This is a genomic window from Blautia sp. MCC283, from assembly GCF_018785565.1.
Taxonomy (GTDB): domain Bacteria; phylum Bacillota; class Clostridia; order Lachnospirales; family Lachnospiraceae; genus Blautia_A.
Genome location: NZ_WQQB01000068.1, coordinates 120,493 through 142,288, shown reverse-complemented (window position 1 = coordinate 142,288; position 21,796 = coordinate 120,493). Strand labels below are relative to the sequence as shown.

Here is a 21,796-nt window from a genome sequence, read left to right as displayed (position 1 = left end):
AAAGGCCCTCCTAATGATATTTATTGTATCATAGAAGAACCTTATAAACATTATTTTACAGAAAAAGTTTCATACTCTCGGACGTCTTTTATGTCCGTCCATTTTTCAAATCTTTATGGAATCTTCAAAAATTCCTCTTATCATGTATCTAAAGAAAAAACATCTGCCCAGCGGCAGAAAAGAAAAAAACCGCTGCTGGGCAGACCCATTTTCACGCTTAATTTAGGCATACGCTTTAGAAACACCAAGAATTGCACACACATCATCCACATCCATATACATTTTTTCCTGCACTATACTCATATCGCTTTATCCTCCTTCAAATACTGCTCAACGTGTTCCAGACCATAGATCTTGTCCTCTACATAACGGGTTGGTACCTGACCGAGAATTACATAATAGTTCTTACTTGCCAGATCGGCGTTCATTCTTTCCACCACCCGGTAAGCAAAAGAAACTGATAACTCAAAGAGTTCGGCAATGTCTTCCACTGATAAATACATTTTTCTTTTACGCATGAAACCATTCCTTCCTTCTTCCTGAGGAATCTCACAAGTATCTTCTACTCCATAGAAACGCTTCACAAAATACTTTGTCGGAACTTTTCCTCTAAGCGTCAGATATCCCTGGTCTTCCAGCTCCTTGTTCAGATTTCCAATGATCTCATAAGCCGATGTCTGTTTTACCTCCAGAAGTTCACAAATATCGGCTGCCTTTAAAAATAATTTGTTCTGCATAATCAGTACCTCCTGTATTTTGAATATTTATCTCTTCATATACTCTGTACTGGCAGATGTAAAATCGGACATCATTTTCCGAAATTTAGCAAATTATTTTAATTTTACAGTTTCCATATGTGTTATCGCTGAACCATGGAGTTAATATCATTGAAAAAGGGTATAAAAAAACAGTCTGCCCTGACGGAAAATATTTCCATCAAAACAAACTGTTCTTCATATTCACACTAATTATATTTTCTGAGCATAGTTACTTTTGCGAAAATCTCAGATAACTCCGAAAAGAAAACAAAGAAAAAAAAGATTTTTTAACTCCATTTGCACTCCACCGGAACATCCAGACAGCCCGCAAAACCTTTATTTATGGGCTTTTTCGCAATTTAGTCCGCTACTCAAACTCGACAAATTCAAAGATATTCTCAAACATATTTGTTTAAGTTTTGTATCTTTTTTGCCGTTATTTTATTTCAGTTGTATATATTATTTTGGCTCACTGATTTTCTGTTGCCAATTTGTTGCCATATTCTCTTTGTTATAAACGTTGTTTTAACACATCATAAAAATGTTCTGTTTTTCGCTGTTGGCTCACAGATTCATAAATAAAGCGATATTCTCTATCCACGTCATTTCTCGCTAACACGTATTTTTTTATATCCGTATATCTCTTTAATCGAGGCCAATATTGCAAAAAGTCTGGCAAAGAAACATCTTCCTTTAAAAAAGTCGCTGTCGGCATATCTTTTTGTGCTGCCATACCTACTTCAAATGGAACCCACTGTGAAAATCTTGTTATACTCGACATAACAACAATTATGTCTGTGCAATCATTCAAGTTTGCACGTATGTGATCAGTTAAAGCTTTACCGTTTTCTGTTATGGAATTGTCAAGCAAGTCAAGATAACATTCCACTTTAATTTCTCGCAATTCTTTTGCTATCAAATTTGCCGTAGCTGCATCTTCTAATTTATGAGATATAAATATCCGCATTTCTTACCACCTTATCTTTAATACACATTCCGGCAAATCCAATCCTCCAATGAATCTTTTCGTTTAGCTATTACCGGAATATTTAAATTTGTAATATTAGAACTTGTACTTTCAGTAATCTTAACAGCAACAACCGGCTTACCAATAGAAATAGCAAATCGTATCTCATCCATCGACATTCCGTAATTATTTGCTGGACGATTTGAACAAACAACAACATTTGCATATTTAATCTGTCTTTGAATTTGCGGATCTACATTATATCGCCTATCAATACTGTCAAACGGTGAGCTACTTGGGACAGAATAATCTCTTACATTGTATTTTGTTCTATCCAATAATGCAGTAATCGTTTCATAGTCATCATTGTTCCAACGATGTGGTATAAATACATTTATCATTTAAATCTTCTCCTTCTACATTGCTTTCACTTAGATGGTATTCTTATTTACCAGTTGCCAATAATGTTGTCCCTGTGCCGTTAACTTACAAGATTTATGATGAATTGCAGCATAATACATATGTTCTTCTCCCACTGGAATTACCAAATTCAATTTTACAAATCTTTGCAAAGTTGCGAATATAGCTTCATGCTCTTTGTTTACATCTTTAACATCTGCTTCATGTTTATCAGGTTCATAAGTTGGATCTAATGGATATTCATCATATTGTGAAGTAAATATTTCCGTTATTTGTCGTAATTCTGCAATCGGAATCGGCGGTGCATTTTTTCTTAATGAAACAAAGCTACTAATGTTGGCCTTAAATAACGGTCTTTGCTCATCCCACGCTCCCAATGAACGATCAATATAAGAATAGATGCTACCTGGTGACACTTCACCTAATAAATTCATAGCACCACCATACAATGCTTCAACTAAAAGAGAAGTAAAAATGCCATGTCCATTTTCTTCTGAAGCATATTCTGATGGTCCACAAGCCGCAAGTATTGTTGTTCCATTATGTAACACAGAATAATTCTGCATTTCTACAGGATTAGAAATTGCTCCACTAAAACAACTATCCAATATAATAATCTTATTTCTTGCTTTCGATTGTGCCACAAATCCCATCACTTCATTTAATGACACACCTTCATCAGGACGTTGTATTTCACTCGTACATAAATATCCTCCTAATGCATCGAATGAACCATGACCTGAATAATATAAAACTGCTATTTCCGAATCAGTTTTAAATAAATTTTCTATAGCATCCCTTAAATCATTTCTGTTTATATATGATGCCTCACTGGTAGCACACATGAGTTTTACTTCAAAATTTAAAGTTCCATCCCCATTTCGCTCTAAAGCTGCTTTTACTGAATTAGCATCATTTACACAACCATGCAAATCATCCACATGCTCATAACAATCAATTCCTACACACAATGCTTTTCTCATTTTCATCCCCCTTTCTTATCTCTAAGTATACACCTACATTACTACGCCACACAACCGATTATCTTTTATTTCTTTTTGGGCGGTTTTACCGGTGGCATTGGTGGTTTCGAAGTTGTCGGAGGAAGTGAAAACCCCCTTTTCCCTCCTTTTTTTTCTCCAGTTGGTTTATTTTGTTTATTATTTTCGTCCATACTTACACCTCTTAAAAATTATTTGCAAAATATGCATCATTTTTCCTATCGGCAATTTCTCTAAAATTATCTTTTTCTAATAATGTTTCTTCTTTTAAGTTTTTATTTTCTATATTTGCAAACTCATCCTTAAAAGAATATAATAATTCATTTATCTCGTCCTCTGACAAATCTCCCGACGCTACTTTAAACCAATTATATTCTATTTTGTTGTATAGAAATTTTAAATCTTCCATAAATGGAACTAACATCTTTAATCGCTTACTATACGGCAAAAAACCTTTAATCGTTGTTAACACCTGCGAAATTGCTATTATAATAGACCAGACAAACGAATATTTTTGCCATATAGCCCATGCTGCAATACTTGTTGAAGACGCAATTGCCACAACAATATTAATGATCCTATCCCATCTGTAAGAATCTTCCGTATACACATCTAAATAGAATATCCACGCTTTAATTTGAACCATATATTTCCAGTACTTCTCTTGCATATTATTTTCTCCAACTCTAATAAAAACTGGATACCCTTACCCTCATATCTTTAGTAAATCCGTGTAAATCTTTCTCCGAGCAGTATTTGATTTATTAGTAAATTCAACACCATTATACCAATTTATCAAATTCTCCCTTTGCTTTTCTGAAATATCTTCTCTGTGAAACACAAAATATCCAACGAGATAATTCACATAATCAGAACGATTAAATTTTTCCAAATCATTATTTTCTATAAACTTCAAAGCCCTTTCCAATGCTTCTAATGTCATTTCAAAACATTCTTTTAATTTATCTGGTCCTAAGTTGCAAAGCTGATTTTCTTTTGTATCAGATGAAATAGGTGCAAAATTATTCGAATGTTTACCGGAAATAAGCACTTCATACGCTGGATTTAATGCTGCGATTGAATATGAAACATTTGTCTTCTGCGGTGTAAAAAAATCATATCCATATTCCTGTACCTTATTACGATATACATGCGTATACTGTGTATATACATCAATACCATGTGCTTTCAATTTAGAAAATCTCATTTGGATAATACTTACACGACTTCCTGCATTATTCAAGACCTCAAACCAATTAATTTGCTCATCTTCAGTAAGATCTGTTGCAAAATTAATTGTATATTGGTAAGTCTTTATTTTATTTCTAATCTGTAGTAACGCATTTACTACCATTGGTGATGCCAAAGCTTTATTTTTTTCTGTGTAAGCAATTAGTTTGTTATCATCTTTATTCAAGAGCACACCAACTGGCACCTGATTTTTCCGATATGCTTCCGCATTTATAACAAATTCTCCTTTTCCTAAATCTAACACTACGCTTTTTAAATCTGGATGATTGCAATATGCCTTATAATTTGTTGTTAGCCTCTGCTGCCCATCCACAACAGACATTTGTCCTCTTACAGTTTCAGAAAGCAATTCCCTTTCTATAAATGAGACTTGTGGTACTGCAAACTCCTTTTCTGTATTATTTATTATATTGATAGAAATTGCAGATATAGGCGATTTACTTAAAAGCTGATAATTTAACAATTCAACACATTTAGCCAATGTCCAGCTAACATCCCTTTGATATAATGGCAATGTTAATTCATTTTTTTCTATATACTCACATAAGGTAAAAATATATTCTTGTCTACTGTTCTTGGTCGGATTAAGATTGGCAGCTTCCAATAGTAATTTGTTAATATTCATTTCAGCTCCTTTCTAGCTGCTATTTTTAGCAGCTACTTTATTTTTTTCAATTTTATCAATTTATTCTTTATATGTCAAGTGCTGCTACATTTATTTGAGATAATTGTATATATTATCAAAATATTGCATATGATCAAATTAAAATTATATGTACTTTCTTTTATTCAGTTCATTATGATATACTAAAATCAATAAATTATCGAAAGGAGCCTCAAAAATGAATACCCGTGATATTCTAAATGCAGCAAAAGAAGAATTAACTTCTTTGGACAGCCATTTAATTGATGTGCTAGATATTAAACGCCCTACATCACTAGCCTACGCAAAACAACTCGCTAAAGTTATTTCAAAACTCTCCCCTCTCCTTGGAAATATGATTGAATTTTCCACCGTGGACTTATTAAACAAGCATGATTGGTGCAACATGGGAGAATGGATAAGACAAGATCCTGGTTTTCCAGATGCACTTTTTAAAAGCAGCACTATCTCCCCAAATCCTGGCATTGAAATCAAAGCCTGGTTCCCATTTGCGACAGAAATTACTGCACGTTTTAAAGATAGTATAACTATTTTCTCACAGGACAATATAGATATGGCATTAATCGCATGGCTACCTGAAAATGTTATTTGGGGCAAGCCCAAAATCATTGATGTCCTAGTAGTTAGCGGAAAAAGTGTTGCAGAAGCACGAGATGCTCACTATCATAGACCACCTGACTATCTTGTTTTTGAACCCGAAGATACATCCAATCGTACTTCTAATTTACAACAAACCAATACCAATGGTTATAAGTTACAAGCCGATAAATGTGATGTTAAATCAGCCATCGCATTTGTCGAAAAATGGGGAGAAAATGCATTAGAATACAGTCCAACACCTGAATATCAGCAACGTTTAAGATCTCTATACGGACAATTTGTATATAGACTTGATACTAATTACGCTAAAATTGACCGTATAGAGCATAAAGAAATAGAACAATTCAAAACTCATGTATTAAATACAGAGTTTCATGGTATGACAATTAAACAATGGAGCAATATATTATCATCAAAAGATGAAGCAAAATTAGAATATGCACTAAAAACACTACTATAAACTACTTTTAATTCGTTTTATACCAATACTATATACATCTGGATTTATTTCAGCACCAAAACAGGTTCGTCCTAATTCAGCTGAGGCAACTGCTGTTGTACATAAACCAGCAAATGGATCCCAAATCACATCATTGACATCAGAAACCATTTCTATTGTACGTTTAATCAATTCTAATGGTTTCTGATTCAAATGTATGGCTTTTTGATTAATTTTCAAACGTTCGCTTCCTCTCAGTTGTGGAACTTGCCATACATTTGTTACTCCAATAGGACAATAAAACTTTGATCTCATTTGTGCCCACTCATTTTTAGTTATAGGGGTTTTTCCATTTATAGAAAAATAGGGTTTTTCTTTTTCATCACCAAATTCATTCGCGTACGATGCAATTTTTTCAAATGCTTCTGCCGGTGGCATGTACCACAAATGACATTTTGTAAAATATTTCCTTGTTGCAGCGTTTTTTACTCCACAAGCTTCATTAGTTCTTGATAATGGTAATCCTGTACGTAACCATTCATAACGCAGCCACTCTTTCATACTCATTTTCTTTTCATCTACTGTAAAAATTGGACGTTTTACATATTGAACACAAACTTCTGTCACAACTGGTAAATGCCTAATAGTTTTTGTATTTGTATTTCCTGCGACATGACTCATTCCTTTATCCCATACACAACACGAAACATATTCCCATCCGTATTTTTCCAATACCGGATGAACAGTTGCCCAACCCACTTCCGTACACCAAAACCATAATGTAGTAAGTGGTGTTGAAAATTCACTCCACTTTTTTATGTGTGGTTCATACCATTCAGCTAAACCATTATATGAAACTAAATCTCCTGGAAATCCATTCACGCCATAGGGGCCGTCACAAATTATAGCCACTGGGCTTTTCCATTTATCATATACTTCCATTGCATCGCTACAATATAAATGAATATTATTAATATCTGTTTGTTCCACTTATCTATCCTCCTTATCGTAACAATGCTGAATAACATTCTCAACTTTACATTCAAAATAATTGCAAAGCCGATCTATGATTTCCATTGACACTTGTTCTCCTCTTCCCATTTTATCCATAGTAGATTTTGATATATCAGTTGCTTTCATTAAATCTTTTTTGCTCATATCATAATCAATTAACAATTTCCACAAAGGCTTATATGAAAAAGACATTACTTCCCTCCTCTCTAAATCTCTCTAAATTTTAATATAAAAGTATTGTATTTGCAATACTTTTATATTGATTTTAGAGATATTTTATCTCATATGAATACCATTGTATATTGGACAATCTCCTCCGCACATGCCCGGATATTATTCATTCTCCCAACCCATGCCATCTGATCCTGCATCTTCAATTCTTCCGTCACGCCTTGCTTTTCTTTCATCTGCTCCACTAATCTGTCCATCATCTGATTACATTCCTTGTCAATCTGATGCAGATGCTCATTTAACTTCCCGGCAAGTACCAACTCCAGATATAATCCTTTCCGATGCTCCTGCAAATATATCTTTCTCAACATTCCATACTTTCCAATCGGATACTCTGTCTCTTCCGGGAGGTACAGGTCTGGATAATACAGACCGTCCTCTCCTAAAGTATAACTGATTCCATTTTCTCCCATAATGTGTTTCTCCATGATTGTCCTCCTATCTTGCTCCCCGGTCTTTATTCTGACTATGGGTATGCTGTTTATTTTTCTGTTCATTCTGTATTTCTTGTTTCTTTTCTGCCAGCTTCGCCCTAATACCATGCGCTACTGGCTCTTTTCCTGTTTCTTTCTTCCATTTTTCTATTGCAGTTTGATACTGACTATACTCAGTTTGAGAAGCCTTAAAATCCTTAAAAAATTCCTGTACACTTCTATATCCGATTTTCTGCACAATCCTTGGAAGATAATCTTTCATATCTCTAATCTGGCTTTTCAGTTCATCAATTTCTTTCTGCAATTCTTTTTTCTTTCTTCCTTTAAACCATCCCGTGACTTCTGACAGTTCTTTCTTCTTTGCAGAAAGCTGTTTTTGTTTCTGTTGAATTGCACCGTTTTGATCTTCCAGTTCTTTATTCACTTTAAATAGTTTCGGATACTTTGATGCAAGCCTCGTCATTTTAGGTTGTTCCGGTTCTGCCTTTTCTTCTTTTGTTGTCTTGACTGCTGCCGTGCTATTTTCAGCAACATGCTTTGGGTGTTCTGTTTCCGTTTGCTCTGTCTGTTTTGGCACTTCCCTGGGTTTCTTAAACAGCACACTTGCTATCAAAAACTCCAATGCCTCAACAGCCACTGTTACAACTCTGGAAAATAATCGTGGTCTGTTTCCACGCCGAGCAATGGATTTCCTGATTGGTTCTGTGATTTCTTTCCGCTTCACTTCCATTATCTTCGGTTCCGGCACTCCACTAATCAATGCCATATCAACAGCTCTGTTCCATTCCCGGCGTTTTTGATTATCCGCTTCTATTTCCTGTGCCTTCGGATTATTTTTTCCGATTTTCTTTGTTGCAAGATAAACACTGCCACGCTCAAATACCTGTAGTTTCTGTTTCTCGTCCTGCACATAAATATTGATTAAATCTGTATAAGAATGCTTTACCTCATCCAGAAATGAATTGCACTTGAAGCGTTCATCTTTCGCAGTAAACAGCTTCTTCTCATAGACTTCTCCTTTCTTCACAATACTGCAGCCTTCTCGGATCTCGCCATCTTCTCCTAATATCTCTTTCTTGGTTCGGACATGTTTTCCATTTTCATCATAAAACATATTTCTGCTGGCAATCTTAATGATTGGTTCATCCAGTAGTTTCCGTTCTGCAAATATCAAATGAATGTGATAATTGGTCTTTCTTTTATTGTGGTGCAAAGCAGCAATACACTCTGTTCCATAATTCTGTTTAAAATGATTTGTAAAAAGCTGTAGCAATCTATCCGGCTGATATTCTGTAAAACTCTCTGGCAAAGCAATGATCAGTTCTCTTGCCTCAATACATTTTCCTTCTGTTCCACTTTTTGAAAATTCTTCCTGATTACATTTTGCAAGTTCCCGCCAGAATTTCCGTTCTGTGGTTTCATAAACTGCATAGAGGTTTTCCTGTTTTGCATGACTGGATATATAAGTGATCCTGCCTTTTACATTGCTTAGTTTTGTCATTTGAATAAATGAATTTCTTCCGATAGGCACTCCCTCCTTGTCTTCGGCAAAATAAATTCTGCCATATCATTTGTGAGTGGATGCATCGACATCCGTTTACGAACTATCCGCCTGTCGGCGGAACAGCTCCCGGCAGGGCGAAATATCCTGAGTACAAATCTTTAATTTGTGCGATGGGTGTATTTCGCTCTCAAACGCCGAGGGCTTTGTGAGATGCTTCTTACATCTACCACAACTTGGCTTTCGCTTTTCATTTTGGGCGTATCCGCCCTCTTTTTCTGCCCGTATCCGGGCTTATTTTTTCACTAACAACAAACCGACCATTACTCTTCCTGTCTGCTTTATTCCGGTATCCTTGCCCGTACATACTCCAGATCTCCACAATATGGTGTTCCAACCAAATACCATTCTCTCGCCAGATTCATTTCCATTCGTGTCTTTACCCACTGATCATCAACTAGAACTTCCAGACATTCTCCGCAATGAAATCCCGTATCAATCCATAAGTCTGATGATAATAAGCCATATCTCTTGTTATAACTGTTGTAACCTAATCTTCCTTCTCTCATTTGATTATTCTCCCTTCATTTATCGTTCCTGCAAGGACGCCCTGAATCAGGGCTCCCTTTTGAAAATCTCCTTACTTCGCCAGCCAACTCCCGACTGCACCTTACCGGCTTTCTCCTTGTTTGCTATCTACAGGTGCGTGCCACGCTCCTGTTATTAGGTAATCAGGCAAAATCTTTACCAACGAAAGTTCTCATGCATTCCACACTTATCCAAATACTCTTGTCTTGCCTTTTCCCGTTCTTCCTCGGTTGGTGCTGTTTTGAATGTTGTATATAACTGACGTCTTACCATACTGTCTAATTTTTCCATCAATGCTTTTTCTATCTCCGGTTGATATTCCTCATTCCCGGCAAGATGATACTGGAACAATGCCAGTAATAAATCTTTTGGTATCTGCACCTGTAATTTTCTTTCCATGTTTCTCCTTTCCGTGACGGTCGTGACGATAGTGACGATATTTTCACTACTGACACGCTATATAAAATACCGTCACAACCGTCACATATCGTCACACTTGTTTTCCAACAAAGGCTAATCTGATCTTTCTTCCATCATGTCCTCGTTCCGCTTTATACTGGATTCCATATTCCAGAATCAATCGTTCAAGGCTGACATTTAATTTTCGTGATAATGCGTTCGGCTGCATTTCCACCTGCAATACTTCCACAAGCTCTGTTGCTGTTCCTGCCCACTCTGGCGTAGTTTCTGTTACAAGCTCTTTGATTTTTTCCAACACTGGATCTTCTGGTTCTTTCCAAAGTTCTGTCTCTGTCTTGATAAGTTCCCAGACACATCTCTCCCGGTTAAAGTTCAACCATAGTTTCTGATCCTGCTGGTCACGTCCTGCCACTTCCAGAACTGCCTTATTATCTGTCCGTTTTTCTTTCTGCATGACGAACGCTCCATCCGCAGCTCCAAGCAATCCATTTGTGCCAGAAATCATATCAAAACTATCTGAAGATTCCATTTTCCTTGTATGATGCACAACCAGAAAACAGATACCATATTTATCGCTGAATGCTTTCAGCTTCGTTACAATTTCGTAATCGCTGGCATAACTGAATTTATCTCCACCGACCTCTCGAACCTTCTGAAGAGTATCAATGATAATCAATCTTGCGTCTTTATGCTCTGTTACAAACGTTACAAGCTGTTTTTCCAGTCCGTCATTGAGCGATTTTGATTTTGTAGCGAAATAAAAATTCTCACTGCCTTCCATTCCAAACATCTGTGATAACCGCTTTTGCAACCTTGCATAATCATCTTCCAATGCCAGATACAGAACCGTTCCCTGTCTGACTGAAAAGCCCCACAATGGAAGTCCTTTACTGATGTGATACCCGATCTGTGCCATAAAGAATGATTTTCCAATTTTCGGCGAACCAACAAACAGATAAGTTCCGTTATACAGAAGTCCATCTACAATCGGCAATTTTGGTGGATATGCAGTATCGTATAATTCCATCATAGAAACTGTTTCCAGATCATCTAGATTCTTTTTATTTGCTGATTTTGCTGTATTTTCCGCATTATTTGTGGCTTGCAGATTGCCCTTACCGGGCAAATCTGCTATACTTTGGTTGGTTAATTTATTACTTGATGACTGTTCCACATCTGCGCCAACAGATGCAATCGGAGCAGTCATTTTTTCTTTTGCTGTCATTCATTTTCCCCTTTCAATCCATACAATGTCTCTGCGACCAATCTCAGAGTACTCAGCAACTCTTCGTTTTCCTCACTGCATTTTTCCAGATGTTTCAATTCTTCATAAATCTCTGCCATCTGATTTCGCAATGCTTTATACACTCTTGGATTTCCCTGTACCACAATTTCCCGATCAGTTAATCGTTTTGTGATATAGTCCTGCTTGCTAAGTCCTGACAATCGGACACATGCATCAATCTGCTCTGCTTCTTCCGGTGATACCCGGAATGCTACGATTTTGTTTCTCCATCTTCCTTTACTGTCCAGATTTTTCTCCATTTAATTTTTCCATCCTTTCAATATCCAACTGTTCTGCCATCTGTGTCTGCTCACTTGGAAACAGATGCGCATATCGGTAAGTGATATCAATGCTCTCATGTCCCATTCGGTCTGCGATTGCCAATACCGTAAATCCCATATTGATCAATAACGATACATGGGAATGTCTCAAATCATGCACACGGATTCGCTTCACCCCAGACACTTTTGATCCTCTGTTCATTTCATGATGCAGATAAGATTTGGAAATTGTGAAAATTCTTTCATCTTCCTTCAGACCGTAAAGCATTTCCATATAATCCTGCATCTCATCACATATAAATTGTGGCATCTTGATAAATCTGTTACTTTTAAATGTCTTTGGTGGGGTAATCACATCTTCCCGGTTTAATCTTTGATATGATTTGTTAATTCGCAGTGTATGCGTTGTAAAGTCAAAATCCGCTGATGTCAGGGCAAGCAACTCTCCTTCACGGATACCACACCAGTAAAGCATTTCAAAAGCGTAGTAAGAAACTGGTTTATCCATCATCACATCTGCAAATTTCAAATACTCTTCTTTCGTCCAGAACAACATTTCCTTATATTCCTCTATTGCTATATTTCCAGCTTTCTGTGCCGGATTAGAAGGCAAATGATAAAAATCAACTGCATGATTGAAAATGGCACTTAACTGGCTGTGGATTTTCCGCAGATATGAAGCAGAATACCCTTTTCCATTCGCTCTCTTAAATGCAAGCAAATGATTCTGCCATGCAATCACATCTTTTGGTTCAATTTCTGCAATCTTTCTCTCCCCAAAGTATGGAAGAATTTTTGTTCTGGCAATATTATTCTTAGTTCCCCATGTGTTATCCCGGATTCGTTCCTTTTTATCTTCTACATAGATTTCATAAAAACTTGCGAAAGTCATATCCAGTTTTGCATCATGCTTTAACATTTGTTCGTGTTCCCACATCTGCGCTTCTCGCTTCGTAGGAAATCCTCGTTTTGAAGTCTGTTTCGTTTTCCCTGTCCAGTCGGTATACCGATAAACCACTCGCCACTTCCCAGTGACATTATCTTTGTAAATACTCATACAAATTCTCCTCTCTCTTACACTTCGCTGTAACATACTTTTTTGCGGAAATAATTGGTGTTTACTCTGCCAGCTACCGTAAGATAACCCAGCTTCTGTAATTCATCATTTAATTGTTTGACAATCTTATAAGCATAAGACTTGGAAACTCCCAGTTCCGCTGCAACTTCTTCTACTGTCATAAAAGTTCTGTTCGTCACATCGCATCTCCCCTCTCTATCTTAACGCAATTTGTTTAAGTTGTTACATTTGCATGATACTAAACATTTTAATTTAAGTCAAGCAGTTTTATAAGAATATTAAATTTTTTTGTTTAAGTTCTTCTTGCTATCTAAAATTGCTCATGCTATACTGAACCTAAACAGAATTGTTTTATTTTCTTCACAATTAATTATGGCAACACGAATGACCACTATAAGGAGGCAAACAAAAATGGCAATCGGACAACGTATCAAATTTTTTCGCAACCGCAAAGGCATGACACAAAAGCAACTCGGAGAGCAACTGGGATTCAAAGGAAAAACCTCAGATGTCCGCATGGCTCAGTATGAATCTGAAGCCAGAGTTCCTAAAATCGATCTTGTAAAACAAATGTCTCAGATCTTCGATGTCAATACTCATGCTTTAACAGTTCCAGATATTGATACTCACATAGGTCTGATGCATACACTATTTGCACTGGAAGATATGTATGGTCTGAAAGTAAGAAATGTAGATGGGCAGCCTCATATCTGCCTTGACTCTTACATATCTGCTCCCGGCTCATCTGTTGATGAAATGCTTCGTTCATGGATGGAACAGGCTGACAAATTGGAAAACGGTGAAATCAGCAAGGAAGAATATGATGAATGGAGATATAAGTACCCGGAACTGGATACTTACCAGAAACGTGCCAAGGTACCATCTCAGGAACTAAGTGATTACCTCGTAAAAGAATTGACTAAAAAAGAAAAATAAGAGAAAAGAAAAACCTTACCGATATTCAGTTTTTTACTTCTGAAAATCAGTAAGGTTTCTTTATATACGTTATGAAATAAAATTTTTATCTCTTGAATAATCACAAAATGTTGCCATTTTGTTGCCAATCACTAAACAAATTTGTTTGTAACCCGCATGAATACTGGTTCCTCGTGATTGTGTGGATTATTCAAACTCTACAAAGACTAACGCTTTTTGTTTAGGAATTATTCTCTGTAATGTTTCTCGTTCTTTTGATTATTTGATATATCCATATTATCCTGCCTATACGAGCTAATGTTATCATTTTGTTATCGGCATTGATAACACCTACTCGATAACTGTGGATAATAACTATATGTAGCATGTCAAATTATAAGCTATTTTGCTTAGAGATTCAACACAAAACTGAAATTTTACTTTTCCTTATATTCATCTGGTATTGCTATTTGAAATGTTTCACACAACAGCATCACATCATGCACATCATTTTTATCGTGTTCATATCCCAAATGAAGCATTACCTGACTCAATGGTTCAATACAAGAAACAGTTATATCTCCAACTTTTCCAATACCGGAAAAAGTTTTTGATGGAAATATATCTCCCTCATAAACAATTCCGTCATCTGTAAATTCAAAACAATGTAAATCAATGATTCTTTGTTTATCATCTTTCCAGACAGTATGACCATCCGTTGTATAATCAGTATTTACTTCCTCAAATCCATGCTGCTTAATCACATAAATATAATCATGATAATGTTTCAGTTCAACAAACAAATCAATATCATTGTGTATTCTTGATTCTCTTTTAAGAAGTGCATCAACACCCCATCCGCCATCTAAATATACTTTAATTTCGTTTTGCAAAGCATATTTTATAATTTCACATGCATCTTCTGTACGTACCATAATCTATCCTCCAAATTCAAATCTTTGTATGCTTTCCAACTCACTAAAAGCCTGAAATTTGTCAGTCTTTCATCCTTTTTGTTATCAATCACCAATTAGCTGTAATCCATTAGGATTTAGCTGATATATTTTATCGCACACCTCTTCAATATACTTTCTATCGTGAGAAATGCTAATGACAGCCCCCGGAAATTCTCGGAGCATTTTTCTTATTACCGGACCGGACAATGGTGAAAAATTTCTTGTCGGTTCATCCAGAATAAGAACATTTGCACCACTTAAGCTCATCCTCAAGAGAAGCACTTTCGCCTTTTGTCCGCCTGATAACTCCCGAATCGGATGCTCCATTTCATCTGGTGTGTATTTAAGTGAACCAAGGTATGTTCTAATTCTTGTACGCTCTTCTTTATCTCCTGTTTTATCAAGGTAATCAACCGGTGTAACATCCAAATCCAGCAGGTCTTCATAAGTTTGAGGCATATATTCTGCTTTAATGTCATTCCGATTTAGGAGTTCTTCCGCTATCTTTTTTAGAAGAGTCGTTTTTCCTGCCCCGTTGGCTCCTATCATACAGATTTTTTCTGAACCTTTTATTTTTAAATGAATTCCTTCTGCTAAAATTCTTTTGCCATCCGGAGTCACAAGCTTTGAAAGTTCATATTCTATGACCGTTTTTCCTGCGGGAATGTGTGAGTTTTCATCCCCTAATTTGACAAAGATTGCTTCTTCCTGTTCCGGCATCTGAGTCATATTTTCATCTTCTTTTTCAAATCTTCGTTCCATTGCCTTAACCGTATGCATTTTGTCCTTTAAGTTTTTGGCAACAGACGGTGCTTGTCTGGTACAACTTCTTAATGCACCTTGTACACTCTGCATAACTCTTTGATATTTTTCATCGCGAATCTTTTTCTCCCTACGGTCACTCAGTGCCCGCTGTTTTTGGATTTCAAATTTATGAAGCCGTTCTTCCACATAGCGTCTATAGGGAAGCTTTGCCACGGTATATCTCGCCTTTGTTTTTCGTATAATCTGCTCGATATGTATCACCATGTTGGCAGTACGCTCTATCAGCGTTTCATCGTGTGAAATAAAAAGCACAATGTGCTTCCAGTCATTTATGATTTTTTCCAGTAATGTAAGCGTCGCAATGTCGATGTCATTGGAAGGTTCGTCCAACAACAGCACAGAAACATCGCGAATGAAAAGCCTCATAAGTTGTGTCTTGACTTTTTCGCCTCCTGAAAGACTACCCATTGTCTGGTTACTGTAGAAAAAATCATTTTTCATTCCAAATTTTCCCGCAATAACAGACAATTCTTTAGGCGTTTTCTCCCAGAATATTTCCTCTTCAGAAAAATATTCGTATATTGTTTTTTCCTTATCTTCATCGAGCATCTCCTGCGGAAGATAACCAAGACGTTCGTGTCCCATTATCCTTTCCCCATCTGCTTCTATATAGTTTTCTACAAGCGACGGATTGTATATCCACTTCATTAATGTCGATTTCCCATTTCCCTCTTCTCCAATAATAACTGCCTTATCTCCATCATTTAGCACAAGGTTGAAATCATTAAGAATTATTCTCAGGTCTTTTTTATGTGTTAAATTTAATTTTTTTATCTGCAACATTAAAGTTTCTCCTTTTCGAAGTCTGAGCCAATTATTATTTTGAACACACAAAAACGAGTCTTTTTTGCATACGCAAAAATAGACTCGCTAAATAGCCCCTTATTTCTTTTCCAAAAGGAAAACAAAGGAAATGCCTCTTGCGATAATCCAACTTAAGCGTACACAAAACAAACCTATTCTCTACAGGCTCAATAACTATATGTGTCTTACTTAAATCAAATTATCTATTAATCATTTCCTCACCTTACACAAAATGTGCCTTTCTTTCTTCTAATGGCAATACTATCATACTGTATTTTTTGTGTCAATACATTTCACCTTATGGAAGTGCAAATTAAAATTTTCACTTCCTAATTATACATCCAACCATTACGAAATTCAATCTTTCACAACCTCTTTACAACCACAACCACAGCACTCCAGCAAACGCAGGAGCACCATACCGTAAAACGCTTATGTGTAAATCAACTCCGTTCCTACAACTTCCCTCACACAAGCCTGAATATTATTCATTCTTCCAATCCATTCGTAGGGATTATCTTTCTTTAATTGTTCCGTCACATCTTGTCTGTCGGCATATTCCTTTACCAGTCGAAGAAACATATCCTCTGCTTGCTTATCGACTTCTGCAAGATAACTATGCAGCTTTCCGCTTGTCAGCAGGTTCATATATAACACTTTATAGTGTTCCTTTAAATGCCTTGCATGTCGTTTCCCCCATAAACCAATCGGCTCTATTTCTTCTTCGGCTGGTACTGTGATGTTCGGCAATAAATAATCACCCACCTGTCTATAAGTTCCGCCCATTTCTTCAAAAATTGTCTTTGTCATTTTCCTTTTCCTCCTGTGATTTTTGTCTATCGTGATCGTGTATTATCACGCTTGCGACCTTTAACTGTTCTTGCCTGCTCCAACAAATCATCTATCTGTTTGCGACCAAAAACCTTACGGAGCAGGCTGTAATCTTTATTTTCTGCTTTTAGGATTTTGTTTTCTTCGGTCAATCTTTCATTGACTTTCTCCAAACGCTGATTGGTGCGGTATAACTGTGCATTCGCTGTATTCAGCCTATGATAGTTGTCCCACCCCTCAAAGCAGCGGGCAAGCACCGTTTTGACAAGTTGCTTCAATTTCCTTACAACCGGCTCTGCCATTTTGGTTTTATATGCCTTTGCAGTCATAAATTTCTCTGGTTCTGGCAACTGATATTTCGGTGCAGTATCAAGCTCTATTTCAAGATTTGACAGCTCGTCTTTTGCCTTATCATAGTTCAATACTCGTTCCGACAACACATCAAATTCAATCTGTTTCTGCTCGATTTTCGCACCTAATGCCGCCACTTCTTTTTCTCTTTCCTGCTTTTTATAATCCAAAACAGAAAGATGTTTTTCGTGTGTGCCTAAATGTTCCCACTCAATCCCATAACGTTCCATCACCGCCGCAAGCTGTTCTTTTTCGGACTGTATCCATTGCGACCACTCCGTATCGCCACGACTGCCGCCCTTAAAACCTTGCGTTGCAAGAGCCTGCTTTAGTGACACTCTTGTATCAAGTCCACGCTTGCTGCCTGTGGTAAAAGGTACAAAATCTATGTGCAGATGTGGTGTAGCTTCATCCATATGCAGATGAGCCGAGAACACCCGAAGCTGTGGATTTCGCTCCTGAAAACCCTGATAGTATTCATCTAAAATCTGCTTTGCCAGTTCTCCGTTTTCCGTATCGGCGTTCATATTTCCCTTACCGCCCACCTGTAAAATGATTTCGTGGAACGGTTTTTCCTGCTTGGAACTTCGGATTTTTTCATAATAATCTTTTATCTTTCGGTCTGACCTTATCTGCTTGGCATTGTATCTTTCCAATGCTTCATCAAACAATTCGTGATAAACTGTCTTTATATTTTCATTGCAGTAGTCGATATTGAGATGAGTACGAGTTCCGTCTACATTTTCTGCTCGGAACTTTCGGCTATTGTGATTGACCGAGCCTTTACCGACCATTGCACTTATCGTTCTCTGCATTTTTTCATCTCCCATCTGTAAATTTCAACATTCTCAGGTTTTGTTACTTTTGTCAAAAGTAACGCAAAAGCACTTTTGACGGGTACACCCATCAAAAATGCGACCTGTAAACAGGTTTTGCGTTCTCCGAAGGCTCTCCGAGGGGTGAGCGTGTGCCGGTGGCACACACGCCTGCGAACCGACCGAGCCAGCAGGCGAGACCAAAGAGCCGCCTTTGAAAAGGCACTCTCTGCACACTCCCCTAAACTTTATCCGGTGTCAAAGTGTGACGATGGTGACAATGTTTTTCACAGCGTGCTGCTCTCAAAAACATTGACACCTTTGACACCGTTTGTCACGCCGTCTGCTCGGTTTCTTTCCAAAGTGAAACCTTTCTTCCGTCGTGTGTGCGGCTGTTCTGATAACGGATACCGTAATCACGAAACAGCCTGCTTGCGTTGATACTGAGCCTTAAAGAAAGTACATTCGGCTTTATATCCACCGCAAGCCTTTCGCAAAGTTCCGAAGCAGTTCCTTCCCATCTGTCACTTTCCGAAAAGAGCGTATCCGCTATCTTCTCAAGCAGAGGTTCGGGCGGTTCTTTCCACATCTCCGTTTCCGATTTTGCAAAGTTCCACACCAATCGCTCGCTGTCCCTTACAAGATGGATTTTCATATCCTGCTGGTCTCTGCCAGCAACATCAAGTGTGGCATTGTTGGAAGTACGCTTGTCCTTACTGAGAACAAATGCACCGTCTGCCGCACCCATCAGACCATTCGTGCCTGAAATCATATCGAATATATCTTCCGATTTTTGTTTGCGTGTATGATGAACAATAAGCATTGAAACCTTGTAACTGTCTGCCAACGCTTTCAGCCTTGCCACAACATCATAATCACTTGCGTAGCTGTAATCTGCTCCGCCTGCTTCACGCACACGCTTTAAGGTGTCTATGATAATCAAGCCTGTGTCTGGGTGTTCCCTCATAAACCCTCTTATCTGTTCTTCCAGTCCGCCATTGACCGTTTTACATTCCGTTGCGAAATACAGATTGCCTGTCTCCTTTGCACCGAACATCTGAAACAATCGCTTCTGCAAACGTGGGTAATCATCTTCAAGGGCAAAATAAAGCACCGTTGCCTTACGCACCTTATACTCCCAAAGCGGTGTGCCTGTGCTGATATGATAGGCAAGCTGTGCCATCATAAAGCTCTTTCCCACTTTCGGGGAACCTACGAAAAGGTAAGTTCCCCTTTGGAGCAGACCGTCGATAAGTGGTGTCTGAACCTCAAACACCGTATCATACAGCGTTGTCATTGATACTGTTTTCAGATAGGAAGGGTCTAACTGTCTGAGTATTTCCCTTTGCATTTCTTCAAAAGATTGCTCGTACCCCTTGAAATCCGTATCCTGATTGACTATACTATTGTCAGTACATTTGGAAAGTGACTGTTCCGCATCTGTTGCCGCAGATACATTTGGAATAGTCATTTCTTTTTTATTCTCCATTCGCATCCTCTCCTTTCAAACCGCCGAGAATAATGGAAATCAGTTCTATTACACTCAGCAGTTCATCATCCACACCTTTTCCTGCTTCAATCCTTTTCAGTTCCGCAAGGACTGTGGCAAATTCCGTTTTCAACGCCTTATACACTCTCGGATTGCCCTGTACCACCACATCCTGATTTAAGCAACGGCGGTAACAATACTCCTGTTTTGGCAATCCTGATAGAGCTACAGCTCTGTTAATGAGTTCGTTTTCTTCGGGCGATACTCGAAACCCTACTGTGATATTCCTCCAACGATTTTTGTTATCTCTGTTCTTAGCTGACATTTTCAAAATCTCCTTTCCCTAAATCATCTAATTTTTCTGCCATCTCAATCTGCTTTGACGGAAAGAGGTGTGCGTACTGATAAGTAATATCAATACTTTCGTGACCAACTCGGTCAGCAATCGCCACCGCAGAAAAGCCCATATCAATCAAGAGTGAAATGTGGCTGTGACGGAGATCGTGAATGCGGATACGCTTCACGCCTGCCGCCTTTGCCCCTCTGTCCATCTCGTGATGAAGATAGCTTTTCGTCACCGTAAAGATACGGTCTTTCTTCTTCAATCCGTAAAGCATACCGAGATATTCTTTCATTTCCTCACACAGAAACTTCGGCATTTTAATCGTGCGGTTGCTCTTTTTCGTTTTCGGAGAAGTAATCACATCCTGCCCTTTCAAACGCTGATAGGATTTATTGATTGTGACTGTTTCCTTATCAAAGTTGAAATCTGCCGGAGTCAAAGCTAACAGCTCGCCCTCTCGGATACCGCACCAGTAAAGCATTTCAAACGCATAAAAGGAAACAGGCTTGTCCATCATCTCAAAAGAGAATTTCTTGTATTCTTCCTTTGTCCAGAACAGCATTTCCTTGTGTTCCTCACGTCCCATATTTCCCACCTTTGCCGCAGGATTGGAACGCAGTTCATAGTAGCGGACAGCGTGATTGAAAATGGCGGACAACTGATTGTGCAGCGTTTTCAGATACGTCTGTGAATAAGGCTTTTTCTTCTCATCACGATAGGCAAGCATTTCATTCTGCCAAGTAATAATCTCCTTTGTGGAAATCTCGCTGATTTTCAGTTTCCCGAAATACGGAAGTATCTTTGTGCGTATGATATGCTCTTTGGTAAGCCACGTGTTTTCCTTCAAACGGTTCTTCACATCATTGATATAAAGCTCCGTAAAGGCTTCAAAACTCATATCAAGGTCTGAAGAAGTCTGCAATTTGAACATTCTTTCCCATTCCTGTGCTTCTCGTTTGGTAGCAAAGCCACGCTTGCATTTCTGCTTGCGTTCCCCTTTCCAGTTCACATACCTTGCCATCACATACCAAGTACCGTTATCTTCATTCTTAAATACCGGCATTTACATTTCCCCCTTTCCTGCTCCGTAGAGCCTTTCGTAAAAATACTGGCGATTTACACGCCCTGCAATCGTAATAAAGCCCTTTGCTTTCAATTCCTCATTTAATTGTCTGATGAGTTTATATGCATAAGGTTTTGATACGTTTAGTTCCTGAGCCACATCTTCGGCTCGGATAAATCTGTTTTCCATATCCTTTTTCTTCCTTTCTTAAAATAATTTTTTGCTTGCCGCTTTCTCCGTGTTAAAGTTCCAACAGGCACTCCTGCTTGTCGGCAGGCGCTGTGCTGTCCCAATGCACCGCAGTACATCAGGCGCTCGCTCGTATAGGGGTTCCCGAAAAGTCGGAGACTTTTGGGGAAGAGGAGGAGCAGTGCAGCGAATGAGCTTTTGTGCTTGCACACAAGCGAACGATACGGAACTTGCTCCGACGAGGTCTTGGCGGTTTGGCTTTTCGGACGGTCATTCAGTTGTC

General features: G+C 38.0%; 27 protein-coding genes. 2 read left to right on the top strand and 25 right to left on the bottom strand.

What is annotated here, in order from left to right; all coding sequences use genetic code 11:
* Positions 1 to 299: 299 nt before the first annotated feature.
* From GPK81_RS18105 to GPK81_RS16400, 7 genes are all read right to left on the bottom strand, one after another.
* Positions 300 to 737 carry a hypothetical protein gene (locus tag GPK81_RS18105; RefSeq protein WP_252196684.1) on the bottom strand — a complete coding sequence of 146 codons (438 nt, stop codon included), beginning with the start codon at positions 735 to 737 and terminating at the stop codon, positions 300 to 302.
* Positions 738 to 1,269: 532 nt separating this feature from the next.
* Positions 1,270 to 1,725: a toll/interleukin-1 receptor domain-containing protein gene (locus GPK81_RS16420; protein WP_186865397.1), complete on the bottom strand. Its 456-nt coding sequence runs from the start codon at positions 1,723 to 1,725 to the stop codon at positions 1,270 to 1,272.
* A gap of 17 nt (positions 1,726 to 1,742) precedes the next feature.
* Positions 1,743 to 2,126 (bottom strand): hypothetical protein, encoded by a 384-nt coding sequence (locus GPK81_RS16415; RefSeq protein ID WP_186865398.1) that lies wholly within the window; start codon positions 2,124 to 2,126, stop codon positions 1,743 to 1,745.
* A gap of 30 nt (positions 2,127 to 2,156) precedes the next feature.
* Entirely contained in the window at positions 2,157 to 3,128 is a 972-nt protein-coding gene (locus GPK81_RS16410; protein WP_022425277.1) for a caspase family protein, read from the bottom strand.
* A gap of 65 nt (positions 3,129 to 3,193) precedes the next feature.
* Entirely contained in the window at positions 3,194 to 3,319 is a 126-nt protein-coding gene (locus GPK81_RS18195) for a hypothetical protein (protein ID WP_022425278.1), read from the bottom strand.
* 11 nt (positions 3,320 to 3,330) lie between these two features.
* On the bottom strand, positions 3,331 to 3,816 hold the full coding sequence (locus tag GPK81_RS16405) for a hypothetical protein (RefSeq protein ID WP_147577625.1): 486 nt from the start codon (positions 3,814 to 3,816) through the stop codon (positions 3,331 to 3,333).
* A 42-nt stretch (positions 3,817 to 3,858) separates the two neighbouring features.
* Positions 3,859 to 5,022, bottom strand: a complete 1,164-nt coding sequence (locus GPK81_RS16400) for a DUF262 domain-containing protein (protein WP_215707366.1) — start codon at positions 5,020 to 5,022, stop codon at positions 3,859 to 3,861.
* Between the two features lie 217 nt (positions 5,023 to 5,239).
* Between GPK81_RS16400 and GPK81_RS16395 the strand changes: the two genes are divergently transcribed.
* Positions 5,240 to 6,121 (top strand): hypothetical protein, encoded by an 882-nt coding sequence (locus GPK81_RS16395; protein ID WP_147577623.1) that lies wholly within the window; start codon positions 5,240 to 5,242, stop codon positions 6,119 to 6,121.
* On the opposite strand, the gene GPK81_RS16390 is transcribed toward GPK81_RS16395, so the two are convergent.
* From GPK81_RS16390 to GPK81_RS16345, 10 genes are all read right to left on the bottom strand, one after another.
* On the bottom strand, positions 6,116 to 7,090 hold the full coding sequence (locus tag GPK81_RS16390) for a DNA methyltransferase (RefSeq protein WP_147577622.1): 975 nt from the start codon (positions 7,088 to 7,090) through the stop codon (positions 6,116 to 6,118). The two genes, GPK81_RS16395 and GPK81_RS16390, sit on opposite strands and share 6 nt — an antisense overlap.
* On the bottom strand, positions 7,091 to 7,306 hold the full coding sequence (locus GPK81_RS16385) for a helix-turn-helix domain-containing protein (protein ID WP_147577621.1): 216 nt from the start codon (positions 7,304 to 7,306) through the stop codon (positions 7,091 to 7,093).
* A gap of 89 nt (positions 7,307 to 7,395) precedes the next feature.
* Complete coding sequence (locus GPK81_RS16380; RefSeq protein WP_147577620.1) at positions 7,396 to 7,773, bottom strand: TnpV protein; 378 nt, start codon at positions 7,771 to 7,773, stop codon at positions 7,396 to 7,398.
* Positions 7,774 to 7,783: 10 nt separating this feature from the next.
* Positions 7,784 to 9,280 (bottom strand): coiled-coil domain-containing protein, encoded by a 1,497-nt coding sequence (locus GPK81_RS16375; RefSeq protein WP_215707365.1) that lies wholly within the window; start codon positions 9,278 to 9,280, stop codon positions 7,784 to 7,786.
* Positions 9,281 to 9,621: 341 nt separating this feature from the next.
* On the bottom strand, positions 9,622 to 9,849 hold the full coding sequence (locus tag GPK81_RS16370; protein WP_005340457.1) for a DUF5348 domain-containing protein: 228 nt from the start codon (positions 9,847 to 9,849) through the stop codon (positions 9,622 to 9,624).
* A gap of 175 nt (positions 9,850 to 10,024) precedes the next feature.
* The gene (locus tag GPK81_RS16365) at positions 10,025 to 10,267 is read right to left on the bottom strand and encodes a hypothetical protein (RefSeq protein ID WP_055155751.1); all 243 of its coding nucleotides are present in this window, start codon (positions 10,265 to 10,267) and stop codon (positions 10,025 to 10,027) included.
* A 91-nt stretch (positions 10,268 to 10,358) separates the two neighbouring features.
* Positions 10,359 to 11,513 (bottom strand): AAA family ATPase, encoded by a 1,155-nt coding sequence (locus tag GPK81_RS16360; RefSeq protein WP_215707364.1) that lies wholly within the window; start codon positions 11,511 to 11,513, stop codon positions 10,359 to 10,361.
* Positions 11,510 to 11,833, bottom strand: a complete 324-nt coding sequence (locus tag GPK81_RS16355; RefSeq protein WP_022250154.1) for a plasmid mobilization protein — start codon at positions 11,831 to 11,833, stop codon at positions 11,510 to 11,512. The genes GPK81_RS16360 and GPK81_RS16355 overlap by 4 nt, the downstream gene beginning before the upstream one ends.
* Positions 11,811 to 12,911 carry a site-specific integrase gene (locus GPK81_RS16350; RefSeq protein WP_215707363.1) on the bottom strand — a complete coding sequence of 367 codons (1,101 nt, stop codon included), beginning with the start codon at positions 12,909 to 12,911 and terminating at the stop codon, positions 11,811 to 11,813. Before GPK81_RS16350 ends, GPK81_RS16355 begins: the two co-directional genes overlap by 23 nt.
* A gap of 17 nt (positions 12,912 to 12,928) precedes the next feature.
* Positions 12,929 to 13,111, bottom strand: coding sequence for a transcriptional regulator (locus tag GPK81_RS16345; RefSeq protein ID WP_026650251.1), 183 nt, complete (start codon positions 13,109 to 13,111; stop codon positions 12,929 to 12,931).
* 232 nt (positions 13,112 to 13,343) lie between these two features.
* Here GPK81_RS16345 and GPK81_RS16340 point away from each other — a divergent pair, with 232 nt between their 5' ends.
* Positions 13,344 to 13,868, top strand: coding sequence for a helix-turn-helix domain-containing protein (locus GPK81_RS16340; protein WP_215707362.1), 525 nt, complete (start codon positions 13,344 to 13,346; stop codon positions 13,866 to 13,868).
* Between the two features lie 416 nt (positions 13,869 to 14,284).
* Here the strand turns inward: GPK81_RS16340 and GPK81_RS16335 are convergent, their stop codons facing one another.
* From GPK81_RS16335 to GPK81_RS16300, 8 genes are all read right to left on the bottom strand, one after another.
* Positions 14,285 to 14,782, bottom strand: a complete 498-nt coding sequence (locus tag GPK81_RS16335; RefSeq protein WP_009247521.1) for a nucleotidyltransferase domain-containing protein — start codon at positions 14,780 to 14,782, stop codon at positions 14,285 to 14,287.
* A gap of 84 nt (positions 14,783 to 14,866) precedes the next feature.
* Positions 14,867 to 16,411, bottom strand: a complete 1,545-nt coding sequence (locus GPK81_RS16330; protein WP_009247522.1) for an ATP-binding cassette domain-containing protein — start codon at positions 16,409 to 16,411, stop codon at positions 14,867 to 14,869.
* A gap of 453 nt (positions 16,412 to 16,864) precedes the next feature.
* A complete protein-coding gene (locus GPK81_RS16325) occupies positions 16,865 to 17,242 on the bottom strand; it encodes a TnpV protein (RefSeq protein WP_009247523.1) in 378 nt (125 codons plus the stop codon).
* 26 nt (positions 17,243 to 17,268) lie between these two features.
* Complete coding sequence (locus GPK81_RS16320; protein WP_019190307.1) at positions 17,269 to 18,408, bottom strand: plasmid recombination protein; 1,140 nt, start codon at positions 18,406 to 18,408, stop codon at positions 17,269 to 17,271.
* A gap of 355 nt (positions 18,409 to 18,763) precedes the next feature.
* Complete coding sequence (locus GPK81_RS16315) at positions 18,764 to 19,918, bottom strand: AAA family ATPase (RefSeq protein ID WP_009247525.1); 1,155 nt, start codon at positions 19,916 to 19,918, stop codon at positions 18,764 to 18,766.
* A complete protein-coding gene (locus GPK81_RS16310; RefSeq protein ID WP_009247526.1) occupies positions 19,908 to 20,243 on the bottom strand; it encodes a plasmid mobilization protein in 336 nt (111 codons plus the stop codon). The genes GPK81_RS16315 and GPK81_RS16310 overlap by 11 nt, the downstream gene beginning before the upstream one ends.
* Positions 20,233 to 21,324, bottom strand: coding sequence for a site-specific integrase (locus GPK81_RS16305; protein ID WP_009247527.1), 1,092 nt, complete (start codon positions 21,322 to 21,324; stop codon positions 20,233 to 20,235). Before GPK81_RS16305 ends, GPK81_RS16310 begins: the two co-directional genes overlap by 11 nt.
* Positions 21,325 to 21,513, bottom strand: a complete 189-nt coding sequence (locus GPK81_RS16300) for a transcriptional regulator (protein ID WP_009247528.1) — start codon at positions 21,511 to 21,513, stop codon at positions 21,325 to 21,327.
* Between the last annotated feature and the right edge of the window lie 283 nt (positions 21,514 to 21,796).